This window comes from Latilactobacillus sakei subsp. sakei DSM 20017 = JCM 1157 (assembly GCF_002370355.1).
Lineage (GTDB): Bacteria > Bacillota > Bacilli > Lactobacillales > Lactobacillaceae > Latilactobacillus > Latilactobacillus sakei.
Genome location: NZ_AP017929.1, coordinates 965,467 through 984,867, shown reverse-complemented (window position 1 = coordinate 984,867; position 19,401 = coordinate 965,467). Strand labels below are relative to the sequence as shown.

General features: G+C 41.8%; 22 protein-coding genes. 11 read left to right on the top strand and 11 right to left on the bottom strand.

All coding sequences use genetic code 11. The features are described from left to right. Positions 1–104: 104 nt before the first annotated feature. The 3 genes from LEUCM_RS04940 to LEUCM_RS04930 all read left to right on the top strand — a co-directional run bounded on the left by LEUCM_RS04940 (position 105) and on the right by LEUCM_RS04930 (position 2,926). Positions 105–536: a GNAT family N-acetyltransferase gene (locus tag LEUCM_RS04940; RefSeq protein WP_025016066.1), complete on the top strand. Its 432-nt coding sequence runs from the start codon at positions 105–107 to the stop codon at positions 534–536. 128 nt (positions 537–664) lie between these two features. Next, the gene (locus LEUCM_RS04935; RefSeq protein ID WP_258421052.1) at positions 665–1,084 is read left to right on the top strand and encodes a hypothetical protein; all 420 of its coding nucleotides are present in this window, start codon (positions 665–667) and stop codon (positions 1,082–1,084) included. Positions 1,085–1,225: 141 nt separating this feature from the next. Further along, positions 1,226–2,926: a glycosyltransferase family 8 protein gene (locus LEUCM_RS04930; RefSeq protein ID WP_229295523.1), complete on the top strand. Its 1,701-nt coding sequence runs from the start codon at positions 1,226–1,228 to the stop codon at positions 2,924–2,926. A 68-nt stretch (positions 2,927–2,994) separates the two neighbouring features. On the opposite strand, the gene ntdP is transcribed toward LEUCM_RS04930, so the two are convergent. The 4 genes from ntdP to LEUCM_RS04910 all read right to left on the bottom strand — a co-directional run bounded on the left by ntdP (position 2,995) and on the right by LEUCM_RS04910 (position 5,695). Beyond that, positions 2,995–3,531 carry a nucleoside tri-diphosphate phosphatase gene (gene ntdP / locus LEUCM_RS04925; RefSeq protein WP_011375166.1) on the bottom strand — a complete coding sequence of 179 codons (537 nt, stop codon included), beginning with the start codon at positions 3,529–3,531 and terminating at the stop codon, positions 2,995–2,997. An 86-nt stretch (positions 3,532–3,617) separates the two neighbouring features. Further along, on the bottom strand, positions 3,618–4,721 hold the full coding sequence (mutY, locus tag LEUCM_RS04920) for an A/G-specific adenine glycosylase (RefSeq protein WP_056936431.1): 1,104 nt from the start codon (positions 4,719–4,721) through the stop codon (positions 3,618–3,620). Beyond that, entirely contained in the window at positions 4,708–5,514 is an 807-nt protein-coding gene (gene recX, locus LEUCM_RS04915; RefSeq protein WP_025016070.1) for a recombination regulator RecX, read from the bottom strand. Before recX ends, mutY begins: the two co-directional genes overlap by 14 nt. A gap of 1 nt (position 5,515) precedes the next feature. Continuing rightward, the gene (locus LEUCM_RS04910; RefSeq protein ID WP_011375169.1) at positions 5,516–5,695 is read right to left on the bottom strand and encodes a hypothetical protein; all 180 of its coding nucleotides are present in this window, start codon (positions 5,693–5,695) and stop codon (positions 5,516–5,518) included. Between the two features lie 385 nt (positions 5,696–6,080). Between LEUCM_RS04910 and rlmD the strand changes: the two genes are divergently transcribed. Continuing rightward, positions 6,081–7,472 carry a 23S rRNA (uracil(1939)-C(5))-methyltransferase RlmD gene (gene rlmD, locus LEUCM_RS04905; protein ID WP_011375170.1) on the top strand — a complete coding sequence of 464 codons (1,392 nt, stop codon included), beginning with the start codon at positions 6,081–6,083 and terminating at the stop codon, positions 7,470–7,472. A 215-nt stretch (positions 7,473–7,687) separates the two neighbouring features. Here the strand turns inward: rlmD and LEUCM_RS04900 are convergent, their stop codons facing one another. Continuing rightward, a complete protein-coding gene (locus LEUCM_RS04900) occupies positions 7,688–8,194 on the bottom strand; it encodes a DUF805 domain-containing protein (protein WP_011375171.1) in 507 nt (168 codons plus the stop codon). A gap of 90 nt (positions 8,195–8,284) precedes the next feature. Between LEUCM_RS04900 and LEUCM_RS04895 the strand changes: the two genes are divergently transcribed. After that, positions 8,285–8,755 carry a nucleoside 2-deoxyribosyltransferase gene (locus tag LEUCM_RS04895; RefSeq protein WP_011375172.1) on the top strand — a complete coding sequence of 157 codons (471 nt, stop codon included), beginning with the start codon at positions 8,285–8,287 and terminating at the stop codon, positions 8,753–8,755. Between the two features lie 86 nt (positions 8,756–8,841). Then, positions 8,842–9,084, top strand: a complete 243-nt coding sequence (locus LEUCM_RS04890) for a hypothetical protein (protein ID WP_025016072.1) — start codon at positions 8,842–8,844, stop codon at positions 9,082–9,084. Between the two features lie 779 nt (positions 9,085–9,863). On the opposite strand, the gene LEUCM_RS04885 is transcribed toward LEUCM_RS04890, so the two are convergent. Genes LEUCM_RS04885 through LEUCM_RS04875 form a run of 3 tightly spaced genes read right to left on the bottom strand, consistent with a single transcriptional unit; the run spans position 9,864 to position 13,499 of the window. Next, positions 9,864–11,027 carry a hydroxymethylglutaryl-CoA synthase gene (locus tag LEUCM_RS04885; RefSeq protein WP_056936432.1) on the bottom strand — a complete coding sequence of 388 codons (1,164 nt, stop codon included), beginning with the start codon at positions 11,025–11,027 and terminating at the stop codon, positions 9,864–9,866. Positions 11,028–11,041: 14 nt separating this feature from the next. Then, positions 11,042–12,310: a hydroxymethylglutaryl-CoA reductase, degradative gene (locus tag LEUCM_RS04880; RefSeq protein ID WP_025016073.1), complete on the bottom strand. Its 1,269-nt coding sequence runs from the start codon at positions 12,308–12,310 to the stop codon at positions 11,042–11,044. Beyond that, a complete protein-coding gene (locus tag LEUCM_RS04875; RefSeq protein WP_025016074.1) occupies positions 12,303–13,499 on the bottom strand; it encodes an acetyl-CoA C-acetyltransferase in 1,197 nt (398 codons plus the stop codon). The genes LEUCM_RS04880 and LEUCM_RS04875 overlap by 8 nt, the downstream gene beginning before the upstream one ends. A 196-nt stretch (positions 13,500–13,695) precedes the next feature. On the opposite strand from LEUCM_RS04875, the gene LEUCM_RS04870 reads away from it, so the two are divergent. From LEUCM_RS04870 to LEUCM_RS04855, 4 genes are all read left to right on the top strand, one after another. Beyond that, on the top strand, positions 13,696–13,908 hold the full coding sequence (locus LEUCM_RS04870) for a DUF1659 domain-containing protein (protein ID WP_025016075.1): 213 nt from the start codon (positions 13,696–13,698) through the stop codon (positions 13,906–13,908). A 32-nt stretch (positions 13,909–13,940) separates the two neighbouring features. Next, positions 13,941–14,162, top strand: coding sequence for a DUF2922 domain-containing protein (locus tag LEUCM_RS04865; protein ID WP_025016076.1), 222 nt, complete (start codon positions 13,941–13,943; stop codon positions 14,160–14,162). Between the two features lie 195 nt (positions 14,163–14,357). Further along, positions 14,358–15,182 (top strand): hypothetical protein, encoded by an 825-nt coding sequence (locus LEUCM_RS04860; RefSeq protein ID WP_025016077.1) that lies wholly within the window; start codon positions 14,358–14,360, stop codon positions 15,180–15,182. Continuing rightward, positions 15,169–15,468: a hypothetical protein gene (locus LEUCM_RS04855; RefSeq protein ID WP_025016078.1), complete on the top strand. Its 300-nt coding sequence runs from the start codon at positions 15,169–15,171 to the stop codon at positions 15,466–15,468. The genes LEUCM_RS04860 and LEUCM_RS04855 overlap by 14 nt, the downstream gene beginning before the upstream one ends. On the opposite strand, the gene LEUCM_RS04850 is transcribed toward LEUCM_RS04855, so the two are convergent. Then, entirely contained in the window at positions 15,465–16,283 is an 819-nt protein-coding gene (locus LEUCM_RS04850) for a TIM barrel protein (protein WP_082267679.1), read from the bottom strand. The genes LEUCM_RS04855 and LEUCM_RS04850 overlap by 4 nt on opposite strands. A gap of 156 nt (positions 16,284–16,439) precedes the next feature. Here LEUCM_RS04850 and LEUCM_RS04845 point away from each other — a divergent pair, with 156 nt between their 5' ends. Further along, the gene (locus LEUCM_RS04845; protein ID WP_011375184.1) at positions 16,440–17,330 is read left to right on the top strand and encodes a diacylglycerol/lipid kinase family protein; all 891 of its coding nucleotides are present in this window, start codon (positions 16,440–16,442) and stop codon (positions 17,328–17,330) included. 40 nt (positions 17,331–17,370) lie between these two features. Here the strand turns inward: LEUCM_RS04845 and LEUCM_RS04840 are convergent, their stop codons facing one another. Continuing rightward, complete coding sequence (locus LEUCM_RS04840; protein ID WP_025016079.1) at positions 17,371–18,267, bottom strand: DUF975 family protein; 897 nt, start codon at positions 18,265–18,267, stop codon at positions 17,371–17,373. Positions 18,268–18,364: 97 nt separating this feature from the next. Next, positions 18,365–19,369: a dTDP-glucose 4,6-dehydratase gene (rfbB, locus tag LEUCM_RS04835; protein ID WP_025016080.1), complete on the bottom strand. Its 1,005-nt coding sequence runs from the start codon at positions 19,367–19,369 to the stop codon at positions 18,365–18,367. Positions 19,370–19,401 lie beyond the last annotated feature (32 nt).

Here is a 19,401-nt window from a genome sequence, read left to right as displayed (position 1 = left end):
TCGAAAATAACGCCTAATTGTGCTATTATAAACACAAAGATTATTTTTATTGTACCAAATTTCATTGTAAAGCTACATAAATTCAAACGATTGGTGGTTTTTTCATGCAAATTAAACAAACACGTGATTTAACAAGTCCTTACTATCAAGATGGTCTCGCTATTCGCCAAGCGGTTTTTGTCGCTGAACAAAAGGTCCCCGCTGAAATGGAAATCGATGAATTTGAAGACCAAGCACTCTACTTCACAGGTTATCTAGATGAACAACCTGTTGCCACATTACGCGTATTGACCGAGGACGACTTTTATCACGTGCAACGGGTCGCTACAATGAAAGCTTACCGGCACCAAGGGCTTGGATTAGAGCTAATGCAAGCAGCTGAAGCATCCGCAAAAAAAGCCGGTCATAAAGGCCTTATTTTAAACGCTCAAGTCACAGCCGTCCCATTTTATGAACGCTTAGGCTACCAAGCAACTAACAAGGAACGTTTCTTGGATGCCGGTATTTTACATCAAGAAATGATTAAGATCATATAAACCGTTGGCATTCTTACAATCTTTAACCTATAATAAATATTAAAGTCTGACCCTGTTTTCAAAGAGAGGTTTATTATGTCTAAACAAAAAACATTTTTCGTTAATCTATTTTTTTCGTTATCCCTTATTTGTTAGTTGTTACAATTGCTGCCATCGCTTATGACAGTTTGGTTGTGCATAGCGCTACTTGGGATCGTACAATTTTTGGCGGTCTCGTCGGCGCAACACTGATCCTCTTTACAAAAGTACCGCTTGAACGGCCACTAACAATTATGACTGAACAAACTAAGAATCCTGTTATGCATGCTATTTTGAACTTCTTCATTATCAGTCGTTCAACTGCTTATAAAATTGGCAACTTCGTTTTAGATTTCGTACTCTTTTGCCTAGCAACGTATCTACTAAGAGACTTTCTTTCCATCCAAATTATCTCTGGTAGCTTACTCGGTTGGTGTGTTATCGCAATTTTTGCTTCAATTAGCATCGCAACAGCCCTCGGTTTCAAGACACTAACAATTCAACAAGACACATCGGTAGAAAACGATTAGCGTGCTAGTCAAGGCGCTTTGGTTTTGAACATAATTTTCCCAACCATCCTTCTTCAGGGTGGTTTTTTTGTGCGCTAATCAGTTAATTTTACAAGCCTTTTGGCAACTTGTTACACTTAATCATAAATAGCTATGAAGGAGATGAGTGCCATCAAAACGATTGCTATTATGGTAGCTGCTGACGAGCAATACGCCGATCAGCTGTTACTGACACTTAAATCGATTCGAGAACATTGTGCTTTAGAAACGGCTGTTGATTTATTTGTCTTGAGTAGCGACCTCTCCCACGCAACTAAGTCCGCCGTCAATCGCTTAATGACGCTACCTCACCATGTCTCATTTATTGCCATTAATCCCCGTCGCATCAAAAATTTCCCAGGAAATAATCATTTTGACCAAACTGCCTATTATCGAATTCTAGCACCACAAATCCTCCTCGCTAGACATATTGAGCGAGTACTCTATCTTGATCTCGACACACTCATCCGAACCGATTTAACGCCTTTATACGACAGTGATTTAGAGGGGAATATTATCGGTGCGGTCATTGACCCTGGTAAAGCACTGACCTTAAAAAGACTTGGTGTTCCCCAATCGCAAGCCAATAATATCTATTTTAATGCCGGCGTTTTGATAATCGATACCATGCTTTGGGAAACACACCATATCAGCCAAAAAATTCTTGCGATGCTAGTGCCTTACCCTGGGCGCCGTGTTAATGATATCCAAGATGCGCTGAATGTCGTTTTGGCGGGACGGACTAAGTTATTGGCTCCCAAGTGGAACGTTCAAAATGCCATTTTATTTAAAACCTATGAGCCAATTAATAATGAGTACAGTCAACTCTTTAAACAGGCAATTACGGCTCCTAAAATCATTCACTTCACCACTGAGAAAAAACCATGGGAAGTCTTTTTAGAGCATCCTTATATGTCCGAATATCAGGTCTATTTATCACAACTACCTGCTGACAAACGTGATCAAATCAATATTGTTTCTGCGGCTAATTCTAATTTTGTGGAACCCCTCGCGATTTTATACGCCTCAATTCTGAATAATAACGATGATAACCGCCATTATGCCTTTTTTGTTTTAAGCGATCAGCTAACTGCTCGCGATCAGGCAACCTTGCGCCAAATCACTGAAAGTTTTAATGCCGAATTAACCTTTATTGAAGTTAACGAAACACCACTAACGGCGGTCATTCAAGATGAACAAGTTTTAAAAACTGCTTATTACCGATTACTGATTCCTAATCTACTACCCGAGATCGAACGCGTGCTCTATTTAGATTGTGATACACTATGTCTGGAAAATCTCGCGCGTCTGTGGGACGTTGAATTGGGTAACATACCAGTAGCCGCTGTTGAAGATGCCGGCTTCCATAATCGATTGGCTCAAATGGCAATTGACTACAAAAGTATTCGCTACTTCAATGCCGGTGTTTTATTGATGAACCTAACCATCTGGCGCCAACAAAAAATAACGGAACAAATTTTGACCTTCATTAAAGAATACCCTCAAAAATTACGATTTCACGACCAAGATGCCTTAAATGCGATTTTACATGATCGTTGGATTCACTTACACCCCAAATGGAACGTCCAAACTAGCATTTTGATGGACTTTATCGTTGCACCGACCGAACGGATTAACCGTCAATTTCTAAGTGCGCAAAAAGAACCGGGACTCATTCATTTTTGTGGCTCAGAAAAACCCTGGGATAAAAGTTCAACCCATCCTTATACACCTCAGTATCGCTTTTATAAAAGCCGCTTTTTAGAAAATAACAATCCGGTGCCTTTTAGAGCAAACACCACTTTTGATGAATATCATTCTTAAAAGAAAGCAAAAAAAGAAGACCGCACAATCTGTGCGGTCTTCTTTTGCTATTAAGACTAAATAGTGTTCTAACGGTGGTGAGCCAATTCTTGATATCGGTTATACCAGATATCAATATATTCCTTCGAAAATGGCCCTTTGCCATTGTTGATCCAATCTACCAAAACTTTGACATTGGCTTTCAATATCCGATCAGTTTCGGCAGAATAGTGCCACTTCGCACTATGCGCTTCATATTCATCGACGTCTAACAAGCGTTTCTCTCCGTTTGGAAAGACCTTCACGTCTAAATCATAGTCGATATACTTCAACGCTTCTTGATCCATAACGTGTGGCGATGCCAAATTGCAATAATATGATACGCCGCCTTCGCGAATCATGGCCACAACATTAAACCAATACTTCTTATGGAAATAAATAAGTGCCGGCTCCCTCGTGACCCACTTTCTGCCGTCTGATTCTGTAACTAAGGTATGATCGTTACAACCAATGACCGCGTTCTCGCTGGTTTTTAAAACCATCGTGTCGCGCCAAGTCCGGTGTAAACTCCCATCGTGTTTATAACTTTGAATCGCTATATAGTCGCCTTCTTTAGGTGCATTCATCGACCTACCTGGCTTTCCAAGGTTATTATTCATAATCACCTATCATTATAGCAAAGACTCTCAAAATTACCTAAAACTTTCTACCGCTAAAGTGAGTCAAATCGTTGCGCCATTTTCTTTTGAACCGTTGGCATTGCAATTTCTGCTAGAGCTGCTTTTGAATACCATTCACCTGGGAAAAAGGCCAAGTCGCTGTCTTTTGCAATCGTCGCCGATAACAACGTAATCGTCCACTTCAAATGGGTAAAAACGTGCGTCACCGGTTTGACAGGCACCGGTTTTAAATGCGCTAATGTTAAACCATACGCCTCTTTGAAGTAGGCTTCAATTCGAGTCATTTGCTCTTCTGGCGTTAATAACTCAGACTCATCATCCTGTAAATCTTCTGCCATCACCAACGGATAGGTCGTTAAATTAGCCAGCAAACCTGTGCTAGGTCGCTTTTGGAATAAAAAGCCCTTTTCAGATTCAATCACAACCGCAAAAAGCGCAACCGGTTTTGGTTTAGCCTTCTTCGTTTTAACCGGATAATCCAACAACGTGCCATCTTGATAACTTCTGAAAAATGGTGCTAATTCGGTGTCCCCAACCGTTGGATTTTTGGCTGTACAAACTTGCGAACCAAAATCCATGACAGCCTGGTTGAAATCGCCAGGTCGGTCTTTGGGAATTAACGGTAAAATGGCGTCGTAAAAAATACTACGATTCTTCGGATTCGCAATATCAGCGTCAATTTTTAATAACCGACTGAAGACCCGAAAAGCATTCCCGTCGATTGCGGGAACCACTTCGCCAAAACAGATACTGGCGATGGCGCCTGCTGTATACGGGCCGATACCGGCTAATTTTTCTAACTCAGCAGATGTTTGCGGCCATTTGCCCTGATAGTCATCAACTACTTGCTTAGCCGCTTTTTGTAAATTACGCGCCCGTGAATAATAGCCTAGCCCTTCCCAAGTTTTCAAGAGCAACTCTTCTGGGGCAGCTGCTAGGTCTTCAACGGTTGGAAAAGTCGCTAAAAAGCGTTCGTAATACGGAATCACCGTTTGGACTTGCGTTTGTTGGAGCATAATTTCAGACAACCAGACCCGGTAAGGTTCTTGATTTTGACGCCAAGGTAAATCGCGACGATGTTCGTCGTACCATGCCATAAAAGCAGTCTGAAACGCATCACGTTCACTCAGTGTCATCTGATACTTCTTGGTCGTCGATGAAACGGTTGATTGCATCAATATTAAATCCTTTCCGGTAAAGTGCTTGTTGCATCTTCATCCGCCGCTCGCGCGGTTCTAATAGGCGATAACGGCGCCATTTTTTCTCGCCAAGGGCTGCCAATGCATCTGCTTCACTATCACTGTCTTCTTCAAGCGCTAATTCGTCAATAATCCGACTTAAATTATCACCACCAAAGCCCTTTTGCATCAAGCCCTGTTTAATCTTTTGTTGTTGTTCGAAGAACGAACTGTGGCGGTACTTCTTCGCTAGCTTTTGGGCAGTTGCTAAGCCGACTGTCACTTGTTCTTCGTCTGTATATAGCGTCAACGCTTGATCGATATGATTAGCACTAACCCCTTTTTGAATCAATTTTTGTCGAACCACTTTAGGCCCCTTATCTGAAGTATTAATCACCGTTCTAACATAACTGTCCGCGTAATCCTGATCATCCAAATAATGTAGTTCGCGTAATTTTGTCAAACTGGTTTCAATGCCTTCTGGCGTAATTTCATGATCACGCAAGTGTTGTGTTAATTCTTTTTCCGTTCGTAATTGGTGACTTAAATAATTCAAGGCCAGTTGATAGGCCTTGGCATTGTCGTCTTCTTTTTGAATGTCGCGTTGTAAGCTACTATCGATTTCGAGCCCTTTTGCAAGCCGAAACTTGATTAAGACACTTTCAGTCACCCCAAAGGCAAACTGCTCGTCGATAAAAATGTTATAGCGCCCTTTTTGTTTTTGTGAGGTAATTTTAGTAATCTGTGGCATCTTATTTTCTCCCGTTACGTGTCGCTTTGACATTCAGATAAATCTTAAAGCCAATCACGACTACCGCTAAAATCAGGGTGCCAATGATTAATGGCAAGCTCTTCGCTTGAAAAGCATAGATCCCAATTGCAAGGACTATCACCATCGCAATTAAAAATTGATTTCGTTCCCAAAAGTTCATCGTTATTCGCTCCTTCATGGGGAGTTAGTACTAATCCCCGGCTACTGACATACTTCTTATTTAAATGCATTTCATCAATTATATCCTCAGGACATAACCGACTTGCATCACACTCTATTTAAACGTGTTCTGCAAGTCATATCCCTCCGGTTAGCGCTGCCTGTCAAATAATCGCTAACGCAATTTTTCGCCCGGCTGTGCTAATCCTCAGGCCATAACCGACTTACATCACACTCTATAGAGTAGCATAAATCACAACGCGCAACAAAATCGAACGCTGTTAGTTTCCGATTAGAATATCCGTTTTTTCTAACCGGGTTCTGTTATAATAGGGTACAGCAAATTTCGTGCTATTTACAATTTTAACAATATAGGAGTTAATTAAATGCCAGAACAAACAACTACTAATGAAGTCGAAGTCGGCCAACGTTTCCCACTGACCATCAAGCGAATCGGGATTAACGGTGAAGGGATTGGTTATTACAAACGCAAGATTGTTTTCATCCCCGGTGCACTTCCTGAAGAAGTCGTGATTGCCGAAGTCACAACTGTTGCCCCCCGCTTCATCGAAGCTAAGGTCCACAAGATTCGTCAAGAATCACCACAACGGGTCACACCTAGAGATGCCACTTACGGTCAAGTTGGTGGGATTGAATTGGAACATCTCAGTTATCCTGGCCAACTCGCCTTTAAAAAGGATATGATGATCCAAGCCTTAGAAAAATTCAAACCACACGGCTACAATGGCTATCAAGTCACTGAAACGGTGGGCATGGAAAATCCATGGCACTACCGGAATAAAGCACAATTCCAAGTGCGTCAATTAGGTGACCATTTAGGCGCTGGGTTATACGCTCCAAGCAGTCATACTTTGATTGACCTTCCAGAATTCGCAACCCAAACTGATTTAACGATGCGGATTATCCGCACTGTTTTAAAATTAGTCGAAGACCTCGGCATTCCCGTCTTTGATGAAGAAAAGAACGCCGGCATCTTAAAAACAATCGTCGTACGTGAATCTTTCTCAACCGGTGAAGCACAACTCACCTTCATCACCAATTCACCCAAACTACCAAAGAAATATGCGCTAATTACCGCCATTCAAGCTGAATTACCCGAAGTGGTCTCAATTATGCAAAACGTCAACAAAGGGAAAAACGTCTTGGTATGGGGCGACCAAACAATGCACCTTGCCGGTCAAGAAACGATTATGGAAAACCTCAACGGCGTTCAGTTTGAATTAACTGCCCGCGCCTTTTTCCAACTCAATCCAGTTCAAACCGCTAAGATGTATAACTTGGTTAAAGAAGCACTCGATTTAACCCCTGAAGATCGCTTAGTCGATGCTTACTGTGGTGTCGGCACTATCGGATTAAGTCTTGCCAATCAAGTCGCTGAAGTGCGTGGTATGGATACAATTGCCGACTCAATCGAAGCCGCTAAACATAACGCAGAGATCAACGGGATCGACAATGTGGATTATGCCGTTGGTGCAGCTGAAGACCTCTTACCAGAATGGTTAGATAACGGCTTTGTCCCAACAGCCCTTGTTGTTGATCCACCACGGACTGGTCTTGATCCAAAATTAATCGATGCAATTCTCGACAGCCGGCCCCTTAAATTCGTTTACGTTTCATGTAACCCTTCAACGCTCGCGCGGGATCTTAAGACATTGGTTCATACCTACCAAGTTGAAAAAATCCAACCGTTAGACATGTTCCCACAAACGGCCAGAGTAGAAGCAATCGTCACAATGAGATTAAAAAGAAATCTATAAAAAATGAGTGCTATTCATAGCGGTTATACTCTGAGGACTAGCCTAATCAGGCGAATAACCGATGCAATCGGTTGTTTGACTGATGTCGCTAGCCACAAGAGTATGCTATGAATAGCACGTTATGATTTGAGTGCTTTCAAAGGTCGTTTACCGCCGAGCACTAATCTAATAACAAAAAACAAACAAGCCATCCTTTAAAATGAGGATGGCTTGTTTTAGTTTTCTTTCACTTTAGCTCTCAAAAAGAACGTCACAAGCGGATTATCACTGTCTGTTTCTAACTGATTTGTTTTTAATAATGCCGTAATTAATAACGCTAAGCCGATGACAGCCGAAATAAAGGCCCAACCGCGAGATTGCTGACTATAGCTGGATGCAAGTCCATTTAAAACCCATAAGGTAACGGCGCCCCGACCGTTTAAACCAGCATCCCGATAACGACGAATACTAAGTGCAAGTGTTGGAATAAATATTCCTACAGCGATAATTGCAAAGATGCCCAAATAAATCCAAGGATTAATACCAGCTACATGACCTTTAGTGATTAATAACTGTCCTAATAATATAAATAGTGGTATATAAAGTATTAATATTATTATTCCCATTACCCACCAATAACCTGCCCGCGTACTTCGGCCCATAAAGTCAAAATAACCTTTAAAGTAATCCCGAAATGCTGTCTTAATTGTCACTTTACCAGGTACTTCTTGAATTTCACGCATACTTTTCCCTCCAGTTAACTACTATCCATTAATTGTACCGCATATCGTCTGCAATTTGATACAATGGTAAAAACACATTGGAGGCTCATTATGAAAATTTATTTTGCAAATGCACTCTTCTCACAAGCTGATTTTGATTACAATACGCGCGTGGTTGCTGCGTTACGCCAAGCAATGCCAACCTTAGATATCTATTTGCCACAAGAAAACGCAGCGATCAATGATAAAGAAGCCTACGCTAATTCCGAAATGATTGCCCAAGCTGATACCGAACAACTGGTTGCCAGTGACCTAGTGATTGCGGTCTTAGACGGCCCTACAATTGACGTTGGGGTGGCCAGTGAAATTGGTGTCGCATACGCCCGTAACATCCCAATTGTCGGCCTTTACACAGATAGTCGGCAACAAGGCGCCACGAATTCACAAAAGGTAGCCGCTTTGCAAACCATTGCTGAAAACCAATTCCATTACCTCAATCTTTATACGGTGGGCTTAATTAAATTAAATGGCACGATTGTTAACTCAGTCGATGCTTTAATCGAAACCGTTCAAAAATACTAAGAAATAGCGGCCGTTAATGCCGCTATTTTTTTGTTTCTATTTTTAAATAAAGGCGTATGCTAGTAATCAAAAGGAGCTGATTTAATATGTATGATCAATCGACAAAAGAATATCGCTGTAATATTTGTCAACAAACAATTGCTGTCAACGAACACTGTTGGACCAATATTCAATTACCCCCTGGTCGTTTCATGAACGGTTATATGGATATTCGCGAAACCTTAAAAATTACGAACGCCCAAATAATTTGCCAAAGTTGTGCCCAACTTATCAACAAGTCAATCGATTTGGACCAGATTCGAACACAAGCCTCAGATACTAAATCATGACAATCAAAAAAGGATTCAAAGTTGATAGCTTTGAATCCCCTTTATGTCGAGGTAGATAGCTTGGTTGCTGCTTGCTGATTCTGTTGTTTACTCTGGATAATGTTACACCTCAATACTATATTCAATTGTAATTAATCGTTTGTTCTAACCTACTGCTTATCGTATTACTCGATCTAGTTTAGTCGTTTCTTGGTGATTGACTCTGCGTGCAGCTTCAGCGATAACGATTAACTTTGCGTTTGTTACTGCTACGATATTCTTTAACAGACATCAGCCTCCGATATACTCGCACTTATACGCTTTGATTTTGCAATTAAGTTGTCATTGGACCCACTTCCTAGCAATCACTCAGTGTACTTTTACCAATCTTATCTTGCGATGTGTTGTTGTGATTTTGGTTCTAAAACTTTAACAATTTGTACCTTTTGTTACTTAATAACTGACAAATACGGTGGCGCTTAACAAATGTGGTTCACTTGGTTTTGTTCTGCCAAGCTATCTTTCCTCACCATTAATATACCATCTTATGTAACCGGTTACAACTAAAACACCTCATTTTTTTGAATTAATTTCAAAAACTTTTAAAATGCTGATATAACAACGTTTTAAGCTAAAACAAAAAGACGATTCGGATAAGATTAACTTATCGAAAGCGTCTTTTTGAAACGTGCCTTATCAACCTGATTCTTGCGTTTAGCTACGTCAGTTAAATAATCGATAAAACCGATTATTTCCCTAACTAGGCTAATCCTCAGAATCATCCCGGTTGCTAAGCCACTCTATCTTGTCATATATATTCTTTCGTGGTCCTTCACGCCTTTTAGGATAATTGGGGCGTTATCCATTGTGAGGTCAATTTCGTATTCACTACCGTCTTCTGGTAGTTCCGTTTGGAATTGTGTTTCGTATTCAACCATCGTGAGTTGGCGACGGTTGGCCAATAGATCAGCATGTTTTTGCTTTGCTAATTGTTTTTCGAAACCTGGTTGTAGAATCCCTGTGAAAAATTCGCTAACAGCACCTGAGCCGTAACTGAAAAGACCGATTCGATCGCCAGCTTCTAGATTAGTTGAGTGTTCCAATAATGAGAGGAAGCCTAAATATAGTGCACCCGTATAGATATTCCCGATTTGACGACTGTACAAGGTACTTTCAGCATACCGTTCTAAGAGTTGTGCTTGTTGTGCCTCGCTGCCTTCATCTAAAATCGTCCGCAATGCTTTTAGCCCCATCTTAGTATAAGGTAAGTGGAAAGCTAAAGCCTTGAAATCAGCAATTGTCCGACCCGTTTTAGCACGGTAATCAGCCCATGTTTTTTGGAAGAATTCGATGTATTGTTCTGTTGAATATTTGCCTCGTGCAAAGGCCTCTTTAGAATAGTTTGGACGCCAGAAATCTTGAATGTCTTCACTGTGGATACTTGTTTCTGGCTCAAGAACCATCAAACGTGGTTGGGCACTGACCAACATTGCAACGGCGCCGGCACCTTGTGTCACTTCACCCGGTGTCTCTAAACCGTAGCGCGCAATATCAGAACCAATCACTAATGCCTTTTGATCCGGATGAGCCGCAACATAATCATAAGCTGTCATTAAACCAGCAGTTGCACCGTAACAAGCTTCCTTAATTTCAAAAGTCCGTGCATTGCTGAGTCCTAATAAGCGTTGAATATAGATAGCACCAGCTTTAGATTGATCAATGCCTGATTCAGTTCCTAAAATCAACAATGAAATATTGTCGCGTGATTCACCTTCTAATAAATCCAAAGCGGCGTTAGCGCCCATTGTGACACTATCTTGGCTTAATGGTGCAATCGCCATTTGATCTTGGCCAATCCCAATTGTAAATTTATCAGGGTCAACACCACGCGCGTTTGCTAACATGACAAGATCTAAATAAGTATTTGGGGTAAAAAGACCCAATTTATCAATTCCAATTTGCATAATAAACTTCCAATCTATCTGTTTTCAGCACGGATTTGACTTAATAAAGTCGTCGCTGTTTCAGTATTTAAGTGCGGTGCTTTTAATAATTGTGGTAATAACGTGGTTAACTCGCTAGCTGTCGCGCCGACTGCAATTGCGAGTGATTTAGCTTGGAGTGCCATGTGCCCTTTTTGAATCCCGTCTGAAACGAGGGCTTTCAAGGCCGCTAAATTCTGACCTAACCCGATGGCCGCAATCACACCAGCTAATTCTTCGGCCGTTTCGATGGTCAGTAAACGCTGGGCAACTTGAACTGTCGGTAAAATACCGATTGAACCACCGACAATGCCGACTGGTAATGGGACGGCAATTTGACCGCGCAGTTGATGGTCACTAGTCCACGACCAATCCGTTAAGGGTTGATAGTGGCCGGTGCGTGCGGCATAACTATGCGCACCGGCTTCAATCGCCCGCCAGTCATTACCAGTTGCCATAATCACAGCATCAATCCCGTTCATAATCCCCTTATTGTGCGTCGCAGCCCGAGCTACATCCAACTGAGCAAACTGAGTCGCATCAATCAGCCGTTGTGCCACTGCCTCACCCGTTAAGGTCGCCGTTGCTAAAGTCTCCGGATTAAGTGTCACTGAAGCTTTAACAACGGACCCAAATGCGGCGTTAGTCAAAACACTCAACAAAATAGTCCCACCTAAAGTCGCTTGTACGGCGTGAGCAATTGCTTCACAAATGGTATTCACAATATTAGCGCCCATTGCGGCTTTGGTATCAATTTCAAGATTTAATTTCAGAAAACGATTTTCAACGATGGTTGTTGTGATTTTCTGCAAACCACCACCTCGTTTGACAATTGACGGATGTGCTTTTTGAGCAACCTCTTGCAAAATAACAAAATGGTTATCCACCCATTTTACAGCATCTACTAGCTGAGGTAAATCAGTTAACACGACTTCACCAAACATCACACGCTGCCCGCTTTCGATTGTGACACCACCATTTAGGCGCATCATCTTCGCTGCGTTATTAGCCGCGGCAATCACTGATGGTTCTTCGATTGCCATCGGTACTTGATAAACCTTACCAGCTACCATAACGTCCTGCACAATGCCTAAGGGCAGATGGTATTGACCGATATAGTTTTCAATCATACTATCGGCTAATTCATCTGCTAAAGGTTGGCTTTGTGCTAAAAATTGTGCATCTTTTTCTGAAAGTTGGTTAGCTTCAACTAAACGTGCTAACCGTTCTGATTTTGACAGTTGGTAAAACTTTGGACTAGTCATTTAGCCACGCCTCGTTCAGTTGGATTTCATAAGCAATCCCTAAGCCACCACCAATACATAATGAGGCGATCCCAGTTGTTTGGTTGGTCCGTTTTAATTGGTGCAATAAGGTCGTCATAATTCGTGTGCCCGAAGCCCCGATTGGATGCCCTAAAGCAACCGCACCACCGGCAACGTTCACTTTGGCAGTGTCTAACGCTAAGCCGTTTTGAACAGCAACGCTTGAGGCTGCAAAAGCTTCATTGATTTCAAATAAATCAATATCAGCAACCGTTTGATCTTGTTTAGCCAATAATTGTTGGATGGCAGGTACTGGTGTGTAGCCCATGTAATTAGGATCCATGCCGACTTCTTGATAACCAACTAATGTTGCTTGATAAACAAGACCGAGTGCTTCTGCTTTTTCTTTAGACATCACGATCATTGCCGACGCACCATCATTGATCCCTGAAGCATTGGCCGCTGTAACGGTGCCGTCTGCTTGGAAGGCTGGTCGTAATTTGCCCATTGTTTCAAGCGTTGTATCTGGACGAATCCCTTCGTCTTGACTCACTTCAAAGGTTGCGCGTCGTTGTTGCACAGTCACGGGGACAATTTCAGCATCAAACCAGCCAGCTTGTGTTGCCTTAGCCGCTTTTTGATGTGATTCTAGAGCGAATGTATCTTGCATCAAACGTGTAATACCGTATTTGGCAGCCACATTTTCAGCCGTAATCCCCATTGGTTTATTGGTGAAGGCATCATTTAAACCTTCACTACTGATACTATCGACAACGGTTTGATCACCAAACTTACTGCCAAAACGCATCCCTTTATTCAAATAAGGTGCTTGTGACATGCTTTCAGTCCCACCAACTAAAACGACATCGGCATCGCCCATCACAATCGCACTTTGTGCAAGACGGATGGCCTTCAAACCAGAACCACAAACTTCATTCACAGTCATCGCAACGCTCGTTTGTGCTAAACCGCTATTTAATGCGATTTGACGAGCAACATTTTGTCCTGAACCAGCTTGTAAGACATTGCCAAAAATAGCTTGATCAATTTGGTCAGCTTCAATGCCAGCTGCTTGAATCGCTGCTTTAGCCGCGATTGTCCCCAAATCGACTGCGGTTAAACTGGCTAATTGACCGCCAAACTTCCCGATTGGTGTTCGTTTGGCACTCATAATAACTACTTCTTTCATAATATCCCTCTTCACTTATAAGTCTAATTATTACTATAACTAAAAATCTGGTCATTGTATGCTTAATTTACTTTTCTTTAACTAATTTTTAGGATTAATCTAAAAATTAGTTACCATTTTAACGGCCATTTGGTTTACTCATTAACGTAAGCGATTCACCGGTGACCTTACAATTAAAAATTTGGAGGTTTTCAATATGCAAACATCATGGTTAACATCAACAATTGCGTTCGAATTACAAAACGAGGCTTATCAAGACGATCATCTCATGCGGCGTTTAAGCGCCGTAAAAGAAAACGTACAAGCTGACGAAATCCAAGCAGTCGGCGAAGCCCTTGCTAGCCTACATGATGACGATCAATTCATCATGGCAGAACTCACAACCAAATCTGTGTATAACGCTAAGTAAAAAACATACCAATTCTTTAGGAGGAATTCAAGATGAAAGAACTTAATTTAGAATTTAAAACGAGTGTTAATAAGAGCAAAACATTACGCCTACGCCAAGTCAACGAATCCTTAACCCCCGAAGTAGTTAAAGCAGCGATGACCAAAATCGCTAACGCCAATCTCTTCGAAAAAGATGACGTTCAACTCTACAAAACACCAGTCGCAGCCAAGTACGTTGAACGAATTGAAACACCAATTTTTTCGGATAAATAAGACTGTGTATCAGTTGGGGATATCCTGAGAATTCACAAAAGTTCGACTATAAAACAAGCGTCCGGGACAAATTTAAATTTGTCCTGGGCGCTTTTTTTGTCTTTAGATGTTCTTTAAATTTTAAGTTGTTCGCTTGTCACCATCCTTGACTTAGGTGTACGATGACCCTTATTAAGTTATTAAGGTAGGTTTAGCATGTCACTTTCAAACACACTAACCATTGACTGGCAACAACTGTTGATTGCCATTATGCGCAACTGCGCACTATTAATTTTAATGCCACTAGGATTTGCCGCCTTATTGACGGTGATTAACCGCTCAACGAAAACGCGCTTAGCACGCTGGTGGCCCCGCTCACAGATTGTGATTGGTGGCCTAGGCACCATTATTCATGAATTGAGCCACGCGTTATTTTGTCTGATTTTCAACCATCAAATTACTGATATGCAACTACTCAATCGCAACTTAAACGATCCTAATGACCACTCCCTTGGGCACGTCGAACATCGCTACCGTTCTGGCCGTCTGTGGCCAACAATTGGTAACTTCTGGATTGGCCTAGCACCTATTTTGGGTTGTTCAGCCGCAATCTTGGGCCTCACTTGGTTACTAGCGCGCAATACGTTTCAAACCTGGGTGACGTTTGCCGGAGAACCAACTTGGCAATGGCAGGCAATCAAACCCTTATTCAGTCAACTCTTGATGACTACTAAACCGAGCTTCCTATTTATCTGGTTGATCCTCTGTGGCATGATTGCTATCGGTGGTTTTGACTTATCAAAGGCTGACTATAAAGGGATGATTCCTGGGATTATCGCCACCCTGATTGTTATTATCGGAACCACCTTCATCGCCAGTCTATTCAATTCCACTACTGGTGGCACTAGTTGGTTACTCACCATCCTGACACCATTAATGGTCATTTTAACAATCGTCGTCTTACTCTCATTGATTAGTTGGCTGATTGTCGCCGCACTACTTAAATTGACGCAAAGGAGTCGATATCATGCGCGTCATTGATTTATTACAATTACTCGCCGATACACCGCGCAACGCACTCATTTTTTTCGAAGGCTCTGATCAAAATTGGCCGATTGCCGACTTTGAACAAGATATCCACAATGAACAACCGCGTCTGTTATTACAGACGGTCGCCAAGAAACCGCATCCCCTCAAACAATGGGAATTCAGTCTCCTTTTGAATCATCGCGAATACTATCAACACTATGTCTACGTTAATCAGGATAATCAAGCTTACCCACTATTTGGCTTCCGCGTAGCCCAGAATAAAATCCTGCTCGGTTAATGTTGCCGGTCAGCCGCCAAAGCGGTTAAATACTGGTGACTCGCAACCATTTCCCGCGCATCGTTTTGATCAGCCAACTGAACTTCATAGATGTTCGTTGCTGCCGAATTTAAAACCGGCACAACCCGGCGCCAATCAATGCGGCCGGTCCCGAGTTCTAACCCATCATGTTTAAGTCCTAACGAATCCACCAGATGGTAATGGGCAATCGCTGGTTTTAGCGTCTGTAAGCTCTGAACTAACACGTCATTATCGCCATGGTACTTAATAAAACAGTGACTCGTATCAAAAGCTAACCGATAGCCCTTCGCTAAAATGGCTTGGTCCAAATCTGGATTACCGTAATAAAAGAGTGGCGAAATCGAATTTTCGAAGAATAGATGATCATGACCAATCTTGTTGAGATAGTCCATCCGCTTAAAAAGTACCTCAGCCGCTTCAGTGAGATTGCGATAACCAACTGTCAATTGCTCAACGGGTTCATCATATGAACCGTGGACTAATAATTGAACATCTTCTGCTTGAGCGAGTTGCAATAAGTCCAACGTTGACTGCCACAAAAAGCGATAGCGCGCTGGTGAACTGGCCTCACTCATCGATAACTCAAGATGACCGCCTTCAAAATTCATCGGATGGTGTAAGATAATGTGCTGCACCCCTTGGTTACGGATAAATTGAATCTTATCGCGCAGCCTTTTTAAACCAGCACTTGCGACATCTTCTTCCGTCAGATGAAATTCAAATACGCTGGGATGATATTGTAAACGATCCTTAATTTGACGGTCATTCACACCCGCCTTTAACCCTAGTTGCATAGCCTGACCTACTTTCATAATTCAACGTTAGTTTCATTTTAACACTTAGCAAAAATGCTAATCAATTATCGGCTCAGCACCAACCTCAATTCGTTTTCAATGTTTATTCATGAGATTTTTGCTATGCTTAGGTTAGTTAATAAAGGAGGTCTTTTTATGGATCGTTATGCCGTTATTTATAATCCGCATTCTGGCCAAGATCATGGCGAGTCAGTTGGTAAAAAAATTGAACAAGCCCTCGTTAAAAACCAGCAGACGGTTGAATTGATGCCTACTAAAGGCCCTAAAGATGCGACACGCTTAGCAAAAAAAGCGGCGCAAGCGCAGTTCGATATCGTAGTCGCTGTCGGTGGTGATGGCACCATCAACGAAGTCGTTAGTGGCCTAGCTACTTTAGAGCAGCCACCTTATTTAGGAATTGTTCCCGCTGGTACCGTTAATAATTTGGCCCGCGTTTTACAAATTCCGTTAGATATTGACCAAGCGATTGAAAATCTACAGCAAGGCCATCTCCAACCACTAGATGTCGGTCAAATCAATGATGACTATCTAATCAGTACGATGACGCTTGGTATTTTAGCTGACGCTGCTTTGAATGTTACCCAGAGCGAGAAACAAAAATGGGGCCCCTTGGCTTTTTTAAACGAAGGTATTCGTGTATTAGCCAAGCATCAACATTACCCTTTAACAATTGAAACCCCTCATCGTCACTGGCAAAAAGACACACAGTTCTTGCTCGTGACACTCACCAATTCCGTCGGTGGTTTTACAAAATTCAATCCCGAAGCGCAACCAGATGATGGCTATTTCCATGTATTTGTCGCTCCTAAAATGTCATTAATGCGCTCTGCTATGTTTCTCCCCTATTTTCTAACAGGCAACTTTAAGAAAATTCCTGGAATGACCTACTTTAAAGCTGATAAAATAACAATTACCACTGACAATCAAGAAAGTGTGCAAACACGCATTGATGGCGATCCTAGTACCAAATCACCGTTAAATATGCGGTTATTGCAACACAAATTACAAGTCATCACGCCTCACTAGGCTATTAAAAAAGACAAAGTCTTACGACTTTGTCTTTTTTCTATTTCGTTTCATTTTCTTGATAACGTTGATAAAGTGATTCTAAGAATTGAATTTCAGTTACATTTTGATAAGGGAGCACATAGAAATTAGCGAGACCGTATGTCACACCAACCAATAATTGCCAGAAATAAAATGAATATTGCATGATTAAGAATTCTAATTTATAGCCATGCATGATTTTACGACTCATGTTAATCGCTTCGCTAGCAGTCATTTCAGGATTTTTTTCCAATAAGACATTAGTCATTGCGTATGAGGCCCCTTTGACAACTCCCGGAATGACGAATAACAATGACCAGCAGAATTGATAGAAGGTGGTTAAAACATTTGCTTTTAACACCCGGTTCTTTTGCGCTTTTACTAAGTAGTTAAAAATTTTCAACCCATCGGCACGCTGACCTCGTAAAGTAACGATTGCGCACCACTGTAAAACGGGTTTGCGTAAACAAGCAATTAAGAATAGCACTATTAAGAGCATAATCACCACTACAAACCATAAGAAAACCGTAAATCCGGTCGGACCTTGGTCAGAGTAGAGGTTCCCCAAAATTGTCATTTCAATGGCCGTCATCATTCTGCCAAAACTCATTACCAAAAGAAATGTGACAACAATCATCCCCACCACCAACCACAAGATGGTCTTCATCCATTCGCCATAACGTCCGGATAATTTACGTTGAGCTTCCTTTTTGATGTCCGCCCGCGTCATATTTAACCCCTCGACTTGGTCTAATTGGAGTGCCATTTCTTCATCCGTTTTCAATTTTTCAAAACGGCTCTTCACACTGTCACTTGTTGCGTTTGGATTGGTCATTTGTTCGATGTTAAACCCACATTTGGGACAAAACTTAGCCCCCTCCTTGATCTCCGAACCACAATTTGGACAAAACTTCATGATTATCTTCCCCCACTACTTAATATTAATTCTCTTTTATACTACTATTATTAACTTCTTTTGAACAGGGGGTTAATTAAAATCACATATTATTCGTTTATTGTCTATTGCGCGCGTATTTTGCTTCTACCTTAACTTTATCTGCTTGCCACCACGCTTCATGATGACGATACCAGTCGATTGTCTGTTGTAACCCAACTTTAAAATCTGTTAATTGCGGTTGCCATCCGAGTTCCTCCTGGAGTTTGGTCGCGTCGATAGCATAACGTAAATCATGGCCTGGTCGATCTTGAACATGATCATATGCATCTTTGGATTGTCCCATCAATGTTAAAATCATTTCTAAAACAGCTTGATTAGTATGTTGTCCATCAGCACCAATCAAATAGGTTTCGCCCATTCGGCCCCGTGTCAAAATCGTCCAAACGGCACTAGAGTGGTCATCCGTATGAATCCAATCACGGATATTTTGGCCAGCACCATATAATTTAGGGCGCCTACCACTTAAAATATTGGTAATCTGACGCGGGATAAACTTTTCAATATGTTGATACGGCCCATAATTATTGGAACAATTGGATATCGTTGCGCGTAGCCCAAATGAGCGCACCCACGCCCGTACTAACAAATCAGAACTCGCCTTGGAAGCGGAGTACGGACTACTAGGATTATAACGTGTTTCGGGTGTAAATTTTGCATCATCTACTAACGGTAAATCGCCGTAAACTTCATCTGTAGAAACGTGATGATACCGCACATGATATTGTCGACAGGCTTCAATTAGCGTATAGGAACCCATAATATTAGTTTGAATAAAAGGTGTTGGATCCTGCAGCGAATTATCATTATGACTTTCAGCTGCATAATGTACCACCGCATCCACCTTTTGGACTAACTGCTGAACCAATGGTGCATCACAAATATCACCGACTACCAACGTCACTCGTTCTGCTGGTAAGCCGGCTAAATTAGCCCGATTACCAGCGTACGTTAACTTATCCAAAACCGTTACATGGGCTTCTGGCTGTTGCCGGACCACATAGCGAACAAAATTAGAACCGATAAAACCGGCACCACCGGTTACAAGAATATGACGTATCATTTATCAAATCTCCCAACTACTTGTTATCACTT

Coding starts and splice junctions, on each gene's coding strand:
- LEUCM_RS04860 (WP_025016077.1), top strand. CDS start 14,358: ATGTCACTTTCAAACACACTAACCATTGACTGGCAACAACTGTTGATT.
- LEUCM_RS04890 (WP_025016072.1), top strand. CDS start 8,842: ATGTATGATCAATCGACAAAAGAATATCGCTGTAATATTTGTCAACAA.
- LEUCM_RS04840 (WP_025016079.1), bottom strand. CDS start 18,267: ATGAAGTTTTGTCCAAATTGTGGTTCGGAGATCAAGGAGGGGGCTAAG.
- LEUCM_RS04850 (WP_082267679.1), bottom strand. CDS start 16,283: ATGCAACTAGGGTTAAAGGCGGGTGTGAATGACCGTCAAATTAAGGAT.
- LEUCM_RS04865 (WP_025016076.1), top strand. CDS start 13,941: ATGAAAGAACTTAATTTAGAATTTAAAACGAGTGTTAATAAGAGCAAA.
- rfbB (WP_025016080.1), bottom strand. CDS start 19,369: ATGATACGTCATATTCTTGTAACCGGTGGTGCCGGTTTTATCGGTTCT.
- LEUCM_RS04940 (WP_025016066.1), top strand. CDS start 105: ATGCAAATTAAACAAACACGTGATTTAACAAGTCCTTACTATCAAGAT.
- LEUCM_RS04930 (WP_229295523.1), top strand. CDS start 1,226: ATGAGTGCCATCAAAACGATTGCTATTATGGTAGCTGCTGACGAGCAA.
- mutY (WP_056936431.1), bottom strand. CDS start 4,721: ATGACACTGAGTGAACGTGATGCGTTTCAGACTGCTTTTATGGCATGG.
- LEUCM_RS04885 (WP_056936432.1), bottom strand. CDS start 11,027: ATGCAAATTGGAATTGATAAATTGGGTCTTTTTACCCCAAATACTTAT.
- LEUCM_RS04910 (WP_011375169.1), bottom strand. CDS start 5,695: ATGAACTTTTGGGAACGAAATCAATTTTTAATTGCGATGGTGATAGTC.
- LEUCM_RS04845 (WP_011375184.1), top strand. CDS start 16,440: ATGGATCGTTATGCCGTTATTTATAATCCGCATTCTGGCCAAGATCAT.
- LEUCM_RS04880 (WP_025016073.1), bottom strand. CDS start 12,310: ATGACTAGTCCAAAGTTTTACCAACTGTCAAAATCAGAACGGTTAGCA.
- recX (WP_025016070.1), bottom strand. CDS start 5,514: ATGCCACAGATTACTAAAATTACCTCACAAAAACAAAAAGGGCGCTAT.
- LEUCM_RS04870 (WP_025016075.1), top strand. CDS start 13,696: ATGCAAACATCATGGTTAACATCAACAATTGCGTTCGAATTACAAAAC.
- LEUCM_RS04875 (WP_025016074.1), bottom strand. CDS start 13,499: ATGAAAGAAGTAGTTATTATGAGTGCCAAACGAACACCAATCGGGAAG.
- rlmD (WP_011375170.1), top strand. CDS start 6,081: ATGCCAGAACAAACAACTACTAATGAAGTCGAAGTCGGCCAACGTTTC.
- LEUCM_RS04895 (WP_011375172.1), top strand. CDS start 8,285: ATGAAAATTTATTTTGCAAATGCACTCTTCTCACAAGCTGATTTTGAT.
- ntdP (WP_011375166.1), bottom strand. CDS start 3,531: ATGAATGCACCTAAAGAAGGCGACTATATAGCGATTCAAAGTTATAAA.
- LEUCM_RS04900 (WP_011375171.1), bottom strand. CDS start 8,194: ATGCGTGAAATTCAAGAAGTACCTGGTAAAGTGACAATTAAGACAGCA.
- LEUCM_RS04855 (WP_025016078.1), top strand. CDS start 15,169: ATGCGCGTCATTGATTTATTACAATTACTCGCCGATACACCGCGCAAC.